Origin of the sequence: Streptomyces sp. NPDC041068, from assembly GCF_040647455.1 — a bacterium.
Taxonomy (GTDB): domain Bacteria; phylum Actinomycetota; class Actinomycetes; order Streptomycetales; family Streptomycetaceae; genus Streptomyces.
In genome coordinates, this window is record NZ_JBEZCG010000008.1 from 335320 (window position 1) to 350229 (window position 14910).

General features: G+C 71.4%; 14 protein-coding genes. 8 read left to right on the forward strand and 6 right to left on the reverse strand.

Features of this window, described 5'->3' with window-relative positions; translation table 11 throughout:
• Window positions 1-4: 4 nt before the first annotated feature.
• Complete coding sequence (locus AB0B50_RS20915) at window positions 5-892, reverse strand: LysR family transcriptional regulator (RefSeq protein ID WP_362333665.1); 888 nt, start codon at window positions 890-892, stop codon at window positions 5-7.
• A 134-nt stretch (window positions 893-1026) separates the two neighbouring features.
• On the opposite strand from AB0B50_RS20915, the gene AB0B50_RS20920 reads away from it, so the two are divergent.
• The 7 genes from AB0B50_RS20920 to AB0B50_RS20950 all read left to right on the forward strand — a co-directional run bounded on the left by AB0B50_RS20920 (window position 1027) and on the right by AB0B50_RS20950 (window position 8072).
• The gene (locus AB0B50_RS20920) at window positions 1027-1443 is read left to right on the forward strand and encodes a phosphopantetheine-binding protein (RefSeq protein WP_362333668.1); all 417 of its coding nucleotides are present in this window, start codon (window positions 1027-1029) and stop codon (window positions 1441-1443) included.
• Window positions 1437-4301, forward strand: coding sequence for a beta-ketoacyl synthase N-terminal-like domain-containing protein (locus AB0B50_RS20925; protein WP_362333671.1), 2865 nt, complete (start codon window positions 1437-1439; stop codon window positions 4299-4301). Before AB0B50_RS20920 ends, AB0B50_RS20925 begins: the two co-directional genes overlap by 7 nt.
• Before the next feature lie 41 nt (window positions 4302-4342).
• Window positions 4343-5116, forward strand: a complete 774-nt coding sequence (locus AB0B50_RS20930) for an alpha/beta fold hydrolase (protein ID WP_362333674.1) — start codon at window positions 4343-4345, stop codon at window positions 5114-5116.
• The gene (locus AB0B50_RS20935; RefSeq protein WP_362333677.1) at window positions 5116-6174 is read left to right on the forward strand and encodes an aldo/keto reductase; all 1059 of its coding nucleotides are present in this window, start codon (window positions 5116-5118) and stop codon (window positions 6172-6174) included. Before AB0B50_RS20930 ends, AB0B50_RS20935 begins: the two co-directional genes overlap by 1 nt.
• 20 nt (window positions 6175-6194) lie before the next feature.
• Window positions 6195-6611 (forward strand): lipocalin-like domain-containing protein, encoded by a 417-nt coding sequence (locus tag AB0B50_RS20940; RefSeq protein WP_362333680.1) that lies wholly within the window; start codon window positions 6195-6197, stop codon window positions 6609-6611.
• Window positions 6612-6683: 72 nt separating this feature from the next.
• Window positions 6684-7508, forward strand: coding sequence for an SAM-dependent methyltransferase (locus AB0B50_RS20945; RefSeq protein WP_362333683.1), 825 nt, complete (start codon window positions 6684-6686; stop codon window positions 7506-7508).
• Window positions 7509-7583: 75 nt separating this feature from the next.
• Window positions 7584-8072: a hypothetical protein gene (locus AB0B50_RS20950; protein WP_362333685.1), complete on the forward strand. Its 489-nt coding sequence runs from the start codon at window positions 7584-7586 to the stop codon at window positions 8070-8072.
• 57 nt (window positions 8073-8129) lie between these two features.
• Here the strand turns inward: AB0B50_RS20950 and AB0B50_RS20955 are convergent, their stop codons facing one another.
• From AB0B50_RS20955 to AB0B50_RS20975, 5 genes are all read right to left on the reverse strand, one after another.
• Complete coding sequence (locus AB0B50_RS20955) at window positions 8130-8771, reverse strand: hypothetical protein (protein WP_362333687.1); 642 nt, start codon at window positions 8769-8771, stop codon at window positions 8130-8132.
• 28 nt (window positions 8772-8799) lie between these two features.
• A complete protein-coding gene (locus AB0B50_RS20960) occupies window positions 8800-10512 on the reverse strand; it encodes a pyruvate, phosphate dikinase (RefSeq protein ID WP_362333690.1) in 1713 nt (570 codons plus the stop codon).
• A gap of 63 nt (window positions 10513-10575) precedes the next feature.
• Entirely contained in the window at window positions 10576-11208 is a 633-nt protein-coding gene (locus AB0B50_RS20965) for a transcriptional regulator (RefSeq protein WP_362333693.1), read from the reverse strand.
• Window positions 11205-12359: a helix-turn-helix domain-containing protein gene (locus tag AB0B50_RS20970; protein WP_362333696.1), complete on the reverse strand. Its 1155-nt coding sequence runs from the start codon at window positions 12357-12359 to the stop codon at window positions 11205-11207. Before AB0B50_RS20970 ends, AB0B50_RS20965 begins: the two co-directional genes overlap by 4 nt.
• Window positions 12360-12526: 167 nt before the next feature.
• Window positions 12527-13114 (reverse strand): histidine phosphatase family protein, encoded by a 588-nt coding sequence (locus AB0B50_RS20975; RefSeq protein WP_362333698.1) that lies wholly within the window; start codon window positions 13112-13114, stop codon window positions 12527-12529.
• Window positions 13115-14394: 1280 nt separating this feature from the next.
• Here AB0B50_RS20975 and AB0B50_RS20980 point away from each other — a divergent pair.
• Window positions 14395-14877 carry a flavodoxin family protein gene (locus AB0B50_RS20980; protein ID WP_362333701.1) on the forward strand — a complete coding sequence of 161 codons (483 nt, stop codon included), beginning with the start codon at window positions 14395-14397 and terminating at the stop codon, window positions 14875-14877.
• Window positions 14878-14910: the final 33 nt, after the last annotated feature.

Here is a 14910-nt window from a genome sequence, read left to right on the forward strand (position 1 = left end):
TCGCTCACACCGGCTTGAGCATGGCGCACGCCAGGTCCACGAACGCCTGGCCCGCGGGGCTCATCGGACGCTCCGCGGGCCAGGCGAGCGCCACGCGGGCGCGGATGCGCGGCGCGACGATCTCTATGGGGCGCAGGCGCCCGCCATGCGCCCGCACGATGGGCGCGGGCAATATCGCCGAGCCCAGCCCCCGCTCGGCCAGCTCCACCAGGCGCTGCGGGTCGCCCGTCTCCATGGTGACGCGCGCCCGGACCCCGATCTTCTCGCAGGCCTCCTCAAGGCCGGTCCGCAGCCCCGCGCCCAGCGGCAGGGTGATGAGCGGCCGCTCCGACAGCGTGCTGAGCTCCACCTTCGTCCGCTGCGCCAAGGGATCCTCCGGTACGACGGCGGCGACCACCGGCTCGTCCGCCACCACACGGGAGTTGAGCCCCGGCACGGGGGCCGCACCCGTGCCGATCAGGGCCACGTCGAGACGTCCTTCGCGCAGGGCGGCGACCAGCCGGTCCGAGGCGTCCTCCAGAAGGGAGATCTCCACCTCGGGGTAGGAGCGGTGGAAGTCCGCGAGGAGGTCGGCGACCGGGACCGAGGAGCAGGACATCACGATGCCCGCGGAGAGCCTGCCGCGGACCAGGCCCGCGAGTTCGTCCAGGGCGAGCCGGCCTCCCGAGACCGCGCCGAGCGCCTCACGCGCGTACGGCAGGAGCGTCGTACCGGCCTGGGTCAGCAGGATGACGGGACCCGAGCGGTCGAAGAGGTTCTGACCCAACTCCCGTTCCATGCGCCGGATCTGGGCGCTCACGCCGGGCTGCGTCAGGTGCAGGCGCGCGGCGGCCTTGGTGAAACTCCGCTCCTCGGCGACCGCGAGGAAGTACTCCAGCTGACGCAGGTCCATCCCGATCCCCGATCCTCGATCCCCGATCCCCATAACGATCCGTTCTCCGGCTCAGTCGATCACCTTATTGGACCCGGCGTTCCGCGCCCCAGCACGATGGCGCTGCCGACCGGATCTCGAGAACTGGAGGTTGCATGAAGACGCATGACGATGGCATCGGTGCCCATGACGGACGCACCACCGCGGGCCTCGTGGGGCTGGTGTCGGACCTCTGGTGCGAGGTGCTCGAACTCCCCGAGGTGAGCCCCTCGGACAACTTCTTCGACCTGGGCGGGCACTCGCTGCTGCTGCACACCGTGCGGGACCGGCTGGCCGAGCACCTCGGCAGGGACGTGCCGTTGGTCGACCTGTTCCAGCACCCGACGGTCGGCGACCTCGCCGATCACCTCACGTCCGGGACGTCCTCCGGGGTCGGCTCAGATGCCGCTCCTGGAGGCCGGCTCGCCCGGCTCGAAGCACGGCGCGCCGGACGTGGAGCACGGTCCCGGACGGCTCGGGGCGGCGCGCAGGACGTGGCGGACGTGGAGGACGTGGAGGACGAGGCATGGTGACCGAACAAGGAACGAGGCCGGCAGGGCAGGAGCCCTCGGCGGCGGAATCCGTCGAGCACGGCCAGGCCGTCGCCGTCATAGGGATGGCCTGCCGCTTCCCGGACGCGCAGAGCCCCGAGGAGTTCTGGCAGAACCTCGCCGACGGGGTCGAGTCCCTCACCCGCTCCGCGCCCGCCCACCTGCCCGGCACCCGCGCGGACGGCACCACGGCGACCTATGTGCCCGCGCGCGGGCTGCTGAAGGACCCCGAGTGGTTCGACGCCCGGTACTTCGGCTACTCGCCGCGCGAGGCACGACTGATGAGCCCGCAGCACCGCGTCTTCCTGGAGGTCTCGGCCGAGGCCCTGGAGAACGCGGGCCAGGACCCGGCCCGCTCCCCGGCCACCTTCGGCATCTTCGGCGGCGGCACCGACACCGCGTACGCAGGCATCCTGCGCGAGCGCCGCGAGGAACTGGCGGGGGCCACCGACTGGGAGATCCTGCTCGGCACCGCCCCCGACTACCTGGTCTCCCGAGTCGCCTACAAGCTGGGCCTGACCGGACCCGCCGTCACCGTGCAGTCCGCCTGCGCCACGTCTCTCGTCGCCGTGCACCTGGCGGTGCGGGCGCTGTTGGAGGGCGAGTGCGACGTCGCGCTCGCGGGCGCCGCCGCCGTGCACATGCCGGCCAAGGAGAGCCAGTACACCGAGGGCGGCATCATCTCCGCGCAGGGGCAGTGCCGGACCTTCGACGCCTCGGCCGACGGAACCGTCGGCGGTGACGGCGCCGGTGTCGTCGTACTCAAGCGTCTCGCGGACGCGCGGCGGGACGGCGACCACGTCCTCGCGGTGCTGCGGGGCACCGCGGTCAACAACGACGGCGCGCAGCGCGTGGGCTTCACCGCGCCGAGCGTCGACGGGCAGGCCGCGGTGATCCGCGAGGCCCAGCTCGTCGCCGGGGTGGACGCGGGCACCATCGGGTACGTGGAGGCGCACGGCACGGCGACACCGCTGGGCGACCCCATCGAACTCACCGCGCTCACCCAGGCGTTCCGCCGCGACACCGACCGCACCGGCTTCTGCTGGATCGGCTCGGTGAAGACCAACATCGGACACACCGACGCCGCGGCGGGCATCGCCGGCTTCATCAAGGCCGTACAGGCGCTGCGCCACCGCATGGTGCCGCCGAGCCTGCACTTCAAGGAGCCCAACCCGCAGTTCGACTTCGACGCAAGCCCGTTCCGCGTGGCCACGGGCCTCGCCGCGTGGCCCTCACCGCTCGGGCCCCGGAGGGCGGCGGTGAGTGCCTTCGGCATCGGCGGCACCAACGCGCACGTGATCCTGGAAGAGGCGCCGCCCGCTCCCCGCGCAATCCCCGAACAGCGGGACGAGGGCGTGCAGTTGCTGGTTTTCTCCGCCAAGACCCCCACGGCTTTGGAGGCATCCGTCGAGCGCCTGGCCGGGTGGCTGCGGGGGAGTGGTGACGACGCCGAACTCGCCGACGTGGCATGGACGTTGCAGACCGGACGCCGCGAGCACGACCACCGCGGCTACGCCGTCGTGCGCGACGCGCGGGACGCGGTGGCCGCGCTGACGGGCCGACGCCTGGTGACGTCCGCCGATGCCAGGGCCCAACAGTGCGGTGGGCAGGACAGCATCGCCTTCCTCTTCTCCGGCGCCCCCGGGCGGGCCCCGTCACCCGGCCGGTACCGGACGGACGCCGCCTACCGCGCCGCGGTGGACGTGTGCCGAACCGCGGCCGCCGACTGCGGCGCCGACCCCGACGCGATGCTGGGCCGGGCCGCGGCGCGGGAGTCCCGTACGGCGTTGGCGGCCGCGTTCGCGTACGAGTACGCGCGGGCCCTCACCTGGATCCGCCGGGGTGTCCGACCTGGCGCGGTGCTCGGCACCGGGGCGGGTGTGGCCGTGGCGGCCGCCGTGGCGAAGGTCCTTGCGGTCGAGGACGCGCTACGGCTCGCCGTCGAGCACGGTGACCGCTGGGGCGCTGCGAATGTGCCCGGAGGGCAGGAGGTGGAGGTGCCCAAGGAAGCGGTCGAGGACTTCGCCGAGCTGTTCGCGAAGGCCGATCCCCGTACGCCGCGGGTGGCGGTGTTCTCGCCCGTGCTCGGACGCGCGCTCACCGACGAGGAGGCCGTCGACCCCCACCGCTGGGCGCGCGCCGCGCTCAGGCCCGAGCGGGAGCGGTGCGCACAGGCCGTGTCCGCGCTGCTCGCGGACCCGGGGCGGACGCTCCTCGCGCTCTCGCCGGACGACGTACTGCTCGATCTCGCCCGCACCCGGCCCGAGTTCACGAGCGGACACACGCTGCTTCCGGCCGGAGGCGAGGGCGAGGGAGAGGGCAATGGTGAGAGCGAGGGAGAGGGCGAGGATAAGGGAGAGGGCGAGGACAAGGCGAGCGACCTCGACACCCTCGGCCGGCTCTGGCTCGCGGGCGCCGCGGTGAACTGGCGGCACGTCCACGGCGGCCGACGCCGCGCGCTGACCCCCCTGCCCGGCTACCCCTTCGAACGGCAGCGGTTCCTCGTCGAGCCCAAGTCCGCCGAACCGGAAGCCGCCACCGTCCCGGACGACCCGCAGATCAAGGTGGTCGGAGGGCCGGGCGCAGCGGCCGACGGGCGTCCTGAGGTCTTCCCCGCCCTCCTCGTGCTGTACGCCGAGATCCTCGGCGTGGAGGAAGTCGGCGGCTCGGACGACTTCTTCGACCTCGGCGGCGACTCCCTGATCGCCGCCCGGCTGACCGAACGCGTCCGCGCGCTCTACCCCGTCGACCTCGACGTCCTGGCCGTCTACGAGGCCCCGGAACCCGCCGAGCTCGCCGCCGTGATCGAGGAGCTCCTCTCCGGCACGGACGAGGGCTGACCGCCGTGACCGCGGCACCCCATCAGATCCCGAGGTATCCCATGAAAACCAGAGAACGCCCACCACGCTGGCTGGGCCGCCGCCGCGCGCGCCCCGATGCGCGGCTGCAGGTGTACGTCTTCGCGCACGCGGGCGGCTCGCCCGGCGAGTACCTGCCCTGGTCCGACGAATTGACGGACCTTCAGATATGGGGCGTGCAGCTCCCCGGCCGAGGCGCGCGCCTGGCCGATCCCGTCTACACCGAGCTGGCACCGCTCGTCGACGACCTGGTCTCCCAGGTCTCCTTCACCGGGCCGTTCGTCCTCTTCGGCCACAGCTTCGGTGCCCTGCTCGCCTACGAGACCGCGCGGGCCCTGCGGCGCGCGGGGCGGGACCTGCCCGAGCACCTGATCCTGTCGTCGGGCCCTGTCCCGAACACCACCGGAGCGCGCGACCGGTCCACCTGGCTGCACACGCTCGCCGACGACGACCTGATCACCGCGGCCGAGAAGCGCTGGGGCCCGCTGCCCGACCAGGTGCGCACCGATGCCCGGCTGCGGCAGCTGATCCTCGGCCCTCTGCGGGCCGACCTGGGCGTCATGGAGACGTACGTGCACGTGCCCGGACCCCGTCTCGACATCCCGGCCACGCTGCTGCGTGGCACGCGGGAGGGTCCTCGGTCCGGAGCCGAGGGCGTGGGCTGGGACGAGCACCTCGCGCGGATCACGGCACGGCACGCGCTGCCCGGCGGTCACTTCTACTTCCGTGAGGACCGCGCTCCCGTCCTCGACGTCATCCGCGCGGTGACCGGCCCTCTCGTGGAGGTGAGCGCCTGATGCAGCACATGACCTTCGGACGGCGCTGCGGTCTGCGCGTGTCCGCGTACGCCCTGGGCACGGTCAACTTCGGCACCCGCTGGGGCGGCGGCACCCCGCCCGACGAGGCACGCCGCATCCTCGACCGGTTCGCCGAAGCGGGCGGCACCTTCATCGACACCGCCGACGGCTACCAGGACGGCGAGGCCGAGACGCTGCTCGGCGACTTCCTCGGCCCCCGCCGCGACCACTTCGCGCTCGCCACCAAGTACTCCTACGGCGCGGGCACGGCCGGCTCCATCCAGACCACCGGCAACGCCCGCACCAACCTGGTCCGTTCGCTCGACGGCAGCCTGAGGCGCCTGCGCACCGACCGCATCGACCTGTACTGGGTGCACTTCCCGGACACCGTCACGCCCGTCGACGAGATCGTCATGACCCTCGACGACCTGGTGCGCGCGGGCAAGATCGGCTACGCGGGGCTGTCGAACTTCCCCGCCTGGCGCGTCGCCCGCGCCGTCACCCTCGGTGAACTGCACGGCCGCACCCCGGTGGTCGGCATCCAGACCGAGTACAGCCTCATCGAGCGCACCGCCGACCGTGAACTCCTGCCCATGGCCGAGGCCTTGGGCCTCGGTGTGGCGCAGTGGGGGCCGCTCGGTGGCGGGCTGCTCACCGGCAAGTACCGGCAAGCCGCCGAGGGACGGCTGACCGACTGGAACGGCGGCATGATGCGGCACGAGGACAGTGCCCACCGCACCGCCGTCCTCGACGAGGTCATCGCCGTGGCCAAGGAGGTCGGCACCTCGCCCGCCCAGGCGGCCGTGGCCTGGCTCAACTCCCGGGCGCGCGCGGCGGACACGGCTCGCATCACCGTCATCGGCCCGCGGACCGTGGCGCAGCTGGAGGGGTATCTCGAGGCCCTCGACCGCACGCTCGACGACGCACACCTCAAGCGTCTGGACGAGGTCAGCGCCACGTCGCTCGGCTCTCCGCACGACATCATCGGCAGCACACGCGACGCCCTGCTCGGCGGCGACGCCTCGCGAGTGCGTACGCCTGGAGGTCAGGTGCAGTGACGTACGCGACGGAGCACCGTATGACCGACGAAGCAACTGGAGCCACAGACGTCGCCGAAGCCACCGGTGTCGCTGACGTCGTCGGAGTGTGGCGGCTCGTCTCCTTCCACACGCTCGACGAGCACGGCACGGTCACGCCGGGCCCGCTCGGCGACGACCCGGTGGGCCTGCTCTTCTACACCCCCGACGGCCACGTCGCCGTACACATGACATCTGCGGCGGGACCACCGCCCTACCTCAGCTACGCCGGCACCTGGCACCGCGAGGGCGACCGCGTGGTCCATCACCTCACCGTCGCCGCCGAACGGGAGTGGATCGGTACCGACCAGATCCGGCGCCTGGAGCTGGACGGCGACCTCCTCACACTCACCGGCACCTCGCTGTCGACCCAGGACCGCCGCGTCCTGGTCTGGCAGCGGCTCGCGCCCAGCGGCTGAGAAACGCCCGGCGCACTCCTCATCTCCGTTTACTCGCACGCCACTTCTCCCACTTCTCTCTGGAGGCACACCATGACCGTCCGTCCCGACTGGGTCCCCACCGAGGTCGACACCGACGTCCCGAGCGTGGCCCGTATGTACGACGTCTACGTGGGAGGCGAGAACAACCTGGAGTCGGACCGCGACACGGTGCGCGAGGCGCTCACCGCCCTCCCCGGCCTCGACATCGCGATCCGCGCCAACCGGGCGTTCCTGCGCCGCGCCGTACGCCTGGCGGCGAGCGAGCACGGCATCACCCAGTTCCTCGACGTCGGCTGCGGCATCCTCACCCCCGGCGAGACCAACGTGCACGACGTGGCCAGGCGCACCCACCCGGATGCGCGCGTGGCCTATGTCGACCAGGACCCGGCCGCCGTGGCGAAGAACCGCGCCCTGCTCGCCGACGATCCCAACTCCGTGGCCCTGGCAGGGGACTTCCTTCAGCCGCGCGACATCCTGGACCACGCGGACGTCCGGGGCCTGATCGACTTCGACAAGCCCGTCGCGCTGCTGCTCGTGGCCGTCCTGCACTTCATCGAGGACCTGGACGACCCGTGCGAGAAGATCCGCCAGTTCCGCGACGCGCTGGCGCCCGGCAGCGTGCTGATCCTCACGCACGCCTACGTCGACGGCGCCCCCGACGGCGGCTCCTCCGCTGCCGACCTGCAGGACGTCTACCGCACCTTTGGAGCCAAGCTGCAGAACCGCGGCCCCGCCGAGACCACGAAGTTCTTCGACGGCTTCAAGCTGCTCGAACCCGCCCTGGTCGGCATGGCCGACTGGCGGCCCGACGCGGACACCGAGAGCGACCACCCGATGACCCACACCGGCGTGGTCGGCGTGGCCGTCAAGGAATGACCTAGCCCTTCAAAGGAATGACCTAGCCCTTCAAGGCGACACATCTCCAGATCGATACATCTCCAGGAGGAAAAGATGCAGCAGATCCACGGGACACAGGGGAGATCCGCGTCCTGGCGCCGGGGCCTGGTGACCCTGACCGCCGTCGGCCTGTTGGCGCTGCCCGCCACGGGCACGGCCCTCGCCCAGGACAAGGCGGCGAGCGCGAGCCCGGCCGCCGCCCGCCTGGCCGAGTCGGCCGCGGGCACCTGGTCCGTGATCGCCACCGGCGACGACGGCAACGTGATCAAGACCGTCATGCAGCTGACGTCGGACGGCAAGGCCACCAACGACGCGGGCGCCACCGGGACGTGGAAGACGACCGGCGCCGCCACCTTCTCCTTCCATCTGACCGAGTCCATACACCAGGGCGGAAACCTCGTCACCCGCATCGAGATCGACCAGGACGTCACCCTGTCCGGCACCAGCTTCTCCGGCTCGGGCGCGGCGCAGACGTACGACGGCGCGGGCGCGCTGGTCGCCACCAACCAGGTGACGACCAAGGCGGATCGCGTATCCCGGTAGGAGCGCGACGCGGGGTCCCGCCGAGCTGTTTCGCGCGAGGCCCCGCGCCGAGGCCGGTTACAGCTTCCCGAGCCAGCGGTGCCCTGGGCGCGCACGGGCGAGGAGGCCGGCCAGTGTCGTGCGCTGAGCCGAAGTCATGTGCGGGAGGGTTGCGTCGAAGTCTGCCTGGTCCTTGGGGCGTGCGTGCTTGGCCTTGAACAGCAGGACCAGTTCAGGCGCCAGGTAGGGGATGCCGTCCGGGGTGTGGTGGATGATCTCGCTGTACGGGAGCCGGATCGTCTCGTCGTGTCGGCAGATCCAGGTGCTGCCGTCGTGGGGTTCGCGGAACACATCGAGCAGGTAGTTGCCGGTGGCGGGATCGCGTAGCCAGGTCTGGTGTGTGGCGGCCAGCACGTCTGGTGTGGTGTTCTCCCAGATCCGGCCGCTGCCGACCGCGTCGAAGGCGTATCCCGGGAAGCGGCTGCGAACTTCGGGGAACATCGCGGTGGGGATGGCGATCTCCATGTCTCCGTGCGCGCGCGTCTGCGTGCCGCGGAACAGATCCAGCGCCCAGCCCGCGGCCACGCACCAGGGAGCGGCGATGCCGGCCAGGTGCTGTGCGACCTCACGCGGGGTCCAGCAGGATGACCACCTGGCGTCGAGGGCATCGAGCTCGGCGGGCGACAATTCGATGCTGCCACTGGGAAGTTGCTCGCTCACCAGAAGGAATCTATCAGCGGGATCGGAGCTACTGACTCCGGAGAAGAACGGCCCGCGCCGCGGCGAGGCGTTGCCCTTCGTCGCGGCCCGCGGCAGCGCCCGCGATCTCGTCGACCCAGTCCAGCAACCGCCGCAGCTGCGGGCTGCTCGCGGCCGAGACGACGGGCGGGTCACCGAGGACGACCTCCCCGCCCGTCCCGTCGAGGGCGATGAGGGTGCCTTCGGGCACGGTACGGCCACCCACCCGAACACAGGCGCCGACATCGTCGACAACGAGGTGCGTGGCCCCCACCACGGCAGGCTTCCCCAACGCCCGCGCCACGACGGCCGCGTGACTCGTCGGCCCGCCGCGCGCGGTGACGACCCCCGCGGCGGCGGCCAGGCCGTGCATGTCGAGGGGTGAGGTCTCCGGGCGCACCAGGACGACCGGCCCTTGCGCGGCCAGCCGCGCCGCGTTGTCGGCCGTGGTCGCCACCCTGCCGACCGCGACGCCGGGAGAGGTCCCCAGCCCGCGAGTGAGCACGTCCTCCGCCTCGCCCACCGCGATCCGCGGCGTACGCACGTGCTGGAGATGCTGTGGCGGTACCCGGAGAATCGCCTCGGCGCGCCCGATCGTGCCCGCGTCGGCCAGGTCGACGGCGACTCGGACCGCGGCGCGTCCGACGAACCGCCCGGGGCGCACCTGGAGGACCCACAACTCGCCCGCCTCGAAGGTGAATTCCACATAACACGCGTCGCGGTAGTGCTCCTCGAGACGTTCCAGGGCGTCCAGCAGACGGGCCCACACCTCCGGCTCCCGGTCGGTCAGTTCGTGCAGAGGCGTGGTCAGGAAGCGTCCCGAGACGACGTCCTCGCCCTGGCGGCCGAACAGGACCTCGCCGAACGGGACATGCTCACCGGTATTGGGGTCGTGGCTGAACGCGACCCCCGTCCCGCTGTGCTGATCGCGGTTTCCGTACACCATTGCCTGTACGGTCACGGCCGTGCCGAGGTCGTCAGGAATGTCGTGCAGTGCGCGGTACGTCTTCGCGCGCGGTGTGTGCCACGACGAGAAGACGGCGGCGACCGCGAGCTCCAACTGCCGCCTCGCGTCCTCGGGTACGGGCTCGCCGCTCCGCTCCCGGATGAGTCGCTCGACATCCCGGACCGCCTCGGCGAGACGGCTTACGTCGGCACCCTTTCCGACTGCATCGGCACCCTGTCCCGATACGTCGGCACCTTGTCCCGTTACGTCGGCATCCCGTCCGGTCACGTCGCCACCTTGCCCGGCGATCGTACGGTCGACGGCGGCCAGGCTCTCCCGGCCGGCACCGAGGACCTCGGTGGCGAAGCCGGTCAGGAACCGCAGCCGTGAGTCGAGCGCGAAGCGCGGGTCACCGGTCTCGTCGGCCAGAGCCGCGGTGGCCTCGGCGGTGAGTCCGAGATTGAGGACGGTGCTCATCATGCCGGGCATCGACACGCTTCCGCCGGAGCGGACGGAGACGGTCAGCGGCCGCTCGGCCCCACCGAGCCTGCGGCGCGTGGCGGCTTCCAAGCTCGCGACGGCAGCCACCAGTTCGGCGCCGAGGCCGCTCGGAAGCTGCCCGTCCCGGAAGAAGGCGCGGCACGCCTCCGTCGTGATCACGAACCCCGGGGGCACGGGCAGCCCGAGACGTCCGAGCACGACAAGACCGTGCGCCTTGCCGCCAAGGACCTCTGCCGACTCATCGACGTCCGCCGAGAGCGGGTGAATCCAGGTCATCGCATCGTCGTCTTCGTGTCGCTGGTGCCGGGTCGGTGGAACGGGCGGGTTCGGCGGGCGGGTTCAGTGCCGCGGGATGCCGAGTGTGGCCAGCAGATCCTCGTGGAGCTGGAACCACACCGTGTGATACGAGGAGGTGCTGTCCGCCACGTACTCCAGTTCACCGGCCTTCGCGCGGGCGAGGGCGTCGGCGAGCCGGACGGGGTAGCGCTGGAACCGCATCAACGCCGCGGACAGCTCCGCGCAGACGGGCTCGGCGCGTTGATGGAATTCCACGAACCGGTTCAGGACCTGGGCGTCGTAGGCGGGGTCGGTGTGATCGTTCATCGACATGGCGCCGTCGGCGGACCGCATCTGCCAAGCCGTGCACAGGTCGAGCAGCTCGGGGTTGAGGACCAGGAACCGCTCGAACGCCGCGGTCACGGCCTCCCGGGAACCGGCAGCCTCCAGCTCATCGGCGATCCGCTCCGCGTCGGCGGCTCGGCCGGCCTCCGTGAGCCCCCATCCGCCGAAGTCGCCCGCGGTGTGGGTGACAAGTCCCGCCACGGCGAGGTCGATCAGCTCCGACTCCACGTCGGACTCGGACAGCCCGGTCACCGCGGCCACCGCGGCGCGCCCCGAGAAGCCGCCGCAGCGAAGGGCATGGAGTACGAGGAGGTCGGCACCGGTCGGTCGGGACGAAACGGGCTGGGTCATCGTGAGGCCCCATCGCGAGAGGTGTGGGAGATGCCAGAGGTCGTGCGCCCGACGGTCGCCGCGGCGTGCGCGGCACCCCGGCCGCGGGCTCGGGCGATGAGCGCGCCCTGCCGCACACGCACCGCGTGTTCGGAGGTGTCGTCGGCGTCGGTCACGCCGACGGCCGAGGCCAGCAGGCCGCTGTCATCGAGGACGATGCGCAGGCGCGGCCGGACTTCCGGGCCGAACACGCGCCGCAGACACCGGGTGAAGTCACCGATCCGCAGCTGTACGAGACGTCCGATCTCGGCAGGGTCGCCTGTCGCCACGGCCACGGTGACCCGGTCGCCGTCCTGCGCGGCGCGGACGGCCTCCTCGGCGGCTTCGAGGCGATGGCTGCCGAGCACCACGACCAGGCCGTCCTCATCGAATCCGACGGCGCGACCGGTGATCAGGTCCCGCAGCTTCTCCGGCGGGTTCCACGGCTCGTGGCAGACCCGCGCCGGAGGGATGTAGGGCAGGTACGCGGGGTCCCAGGTGTCGGCGAGGGCGAGTGTGCCCAGGTGCGCGCAGGCCTGTGCGACGTCGAAGGGGTCGCCGAACACGAGCGCCGGATCGACCGACGCGCCAGGACCGTCCAGCAGCCGCAGCACCAGCTCGGCCCGCCGTACCTGCCGTGCGGGCGCGGCACCTTCCGGAGCCCGCGACTCCAGCGCCAGCGCCAGCAGCAGCGACTCCAGTCGGGTCACCTGGCCGAACGCGGTGCGGATCGGCTCGTCGTCGAGCACCCCGGACAGGGAACGCAGCTGCACCGGCCCGAAGGCGGCCGCGTCCCCGGCCAGGGGAAGCTGCTCGAGCCAGGAACGGGCGAACGCGCCGAGTGCTTCGGCGGAGGACAGGGGAGCGGGCGACGGAGCGGTGGGGGACGGGGGAGCGGTCGTGGCAGCGGGTTCGCTCGCGCCGTGCTCGACCAGATCGAGCAGCACCGCCAGATAGAGCGCGCGCTTGCCCGGGAAGTTCGAGTACACCGCGCCACGGGTGAGTTCGGCCCGCTCGGCGATCTTGTCGACCTTCGCTGCGGCATAGCCGCGCTCGGTGAACTCCGCCCTCGCCGCGGTCAGCACGGCCGCGCGCGTGCGCTCCTGCTGCTGGGCCCGAGTGAGCCGGACCATCCGCTGCTCCTTCCTGCTCGTGTGCCTACGAGAAGCCTGCGGAAGAAAGCTACAGCAACATCCCGATGATGAGAACATCTGAAATTGGGGTGACGTGGGACCCGGATGGACCCGGCCTGCAACGGCCAGGCGGGCGGCACCGGCTCAGCGCGGGGGTGTGCGTGCGCTCAAGGCCGGATGCCGGGCCCGAACCCCGTCCAGCGAAGGGCCGTCGGCAGATGACTCATGTCGTTGTACTGCACCAGCACCGGCGCCGCGCCGTCGTAGTACTCGATCGCCGTCACCGCCGCGTTCCCGCAACTCATCCCCAGCCACCGGGCCCTCGGCGCGTCCAGGGCGTCCCGCACCAGCCAGGCCACCTGATAGGCGTGGGTGACCAGGACCTCGTGCGTCTCGGTCTCCGCGGAGCACGCGAAGCGCTTGGTGAGCGCGTCGGCAAGGCGTTCCCCTTCGGCTGCTTCGGCGGGGTCGTACCCGTCGAAGATCCCCGCCCACGCCGCCGGAAGCTCCTTCGGTACGTGGGGGACGTGGTCGACCAACTCGGCCGCCTCCCGCACGGGAACACCCCGCAGGCGCCCACCGATGAGCTGAGCCGAGCGCACGGCCCGGGGGAGCGGCGAGTGCCACACGGCATCGACAGGCAGGCGAGCCAGCCGCTCCGCGAGCAACTCCGTCTGCCGCTCGCCGACCTCGGTCAGTGCCCCGAACGCGTCCGCCGCACCATGCCTGACCGCGTACAGACGCCGAGTCGCCATGACGGCCCTTTCCCGGAGCGGCAGTTGGATGTCCAGAACACTCGGATGCTAGCAACATCCCAAGTACGAAGGGAGAGTGGAGCGCACGGTCGGCGGAGCCCTGTCACGCAGGCTCCAGCCATGCCGCCAGATCCCCCGCCGTGACCCGCGCCAGCGGCGCCGCGTCGACAGGCCCAGGGTAGAGCCGGTACGTCGTACCGCCCGCGGCGCTCTCCCGGTGCGCTACGGATCTTTTGCAGAGAAGAAAAAAGAAGGAAGCACACCGCGGAGCCGCCCCCGCATACGCAACGGTACGCGGGGACGGAAGGGACGTCACACGATTAATCGCTGGTGAGCGACCCGGCCGACGCGCCCGCCGCACCGCTTGCTCACGACGCACCGGCCGTTCCTGATCTTGAGCGGCGGCCTCGCCGCTGCTCTGGCCTGCTGCACGTGGCCGGCCGCGCGCCTTCGACGAGACCTTCGGCGGGAAGGTCCCTCAGAACGGCGTCGATGTCTCAGGACAGGGGCGGCCGCACGGCCAGACGGGCCCGGGGCGTCACTGCTGCGCGCACTGCGCCGATGGTCTCGCGAGTGAGGTGGTGCCATCGCGAGGCACCATCGAGATAGGTCTCTTCCAGGATTCCGGCACTGCCATCGACGACGGCCTGGTGCACACACCGGCCCAGAAGCCGTCGTCACCGGGCCGCTGAACACCTTCCTCCTCGGCTTCGAAGCCGTACGGGGAGGCGTCCAGACGCTCTGGGAACAACCCAAGCCGGCGGGTTCCCGCCTCCGCCTCCTCGCATGGCCGACTGCTGCTGATGTAGAGGTACTGGTCCCATGCCGAAGTGCGCGAGGCGGACGGGGTGGCCGGCGGCGTCGATGCGACGGGGGGCGATGAGCGCCGCGTAGTCGGGGTGGTGTCCGTCGCCGGACCGGGCGGGGCGGGCGTTCGTGCGGACGGAGGTCAACTGCCGGGTAGAAGACGGACACCATCAGCTTCCGGGACTCCGCCGAGGGCGCCCGCGGGTCACGGCGCCTGTCGTCCACGAGCTGGAGGGTGTCCCGACCGATCCCGTACGGCCCGGCAGGACATGGAAGGAAGAGCGGCGCGGCTTCCTGCAGAAGGGAGGGCGTCAGCTCAGGAGCACGCTGAGTCCCGCCGGGGCCGACCGAGTCGACGCCGAGGCGGGGGCGTCGATACCGGGACCGGTGGGTGACGGGGGTCACGGTCGAGCGGTGTCACGGTTGTGGATCGGGCGGTGTCCTATGGGCACCCGACCGACAGGAGCATCGCCATGAAGGCCATGATCGTTTGTGTTTCCGTATCGCATGGCAACACGAAGAGGATCGCCGACGTCATGGGGAACGTTCTGGAGGCCCCTGTTGTCGCCCCTGAGCAGGTCGACATGGCAGAGCTCTCCACCTGTGACCTCGTGGGATTCGGCTCGGGGATCTACTCGATGGCATTCCACCCGCGGCTGCGTCAGTTCGTCCGTTCTCTCCCGAAGGGGGAACGGCGCAAGGCATTCGTGTTCGCCACCAGCGGGTTTCCTGAGACGCGGTTCCGTCCCTTCACCCGCCCCCTCGTGCGGCTTCTCGAGCGGCGGAGCTTCGAGGTGGTCGACAGCTTCTCCTGCCGCGCACTGGACACCTGGATTCCGTTCAAGCCCGTGGGCGGCATCAGGAAGGGGCACCCCGACGCCACCGATCTGGAGGCGGCACGAGCGTTTGCTGAAGGGCTGCGCGTCAGGACCGGCTCCATGTCCCAGCCGATGTGAGAAGCCGCAACTGTGGTGAGGGCGCAGTCGGGT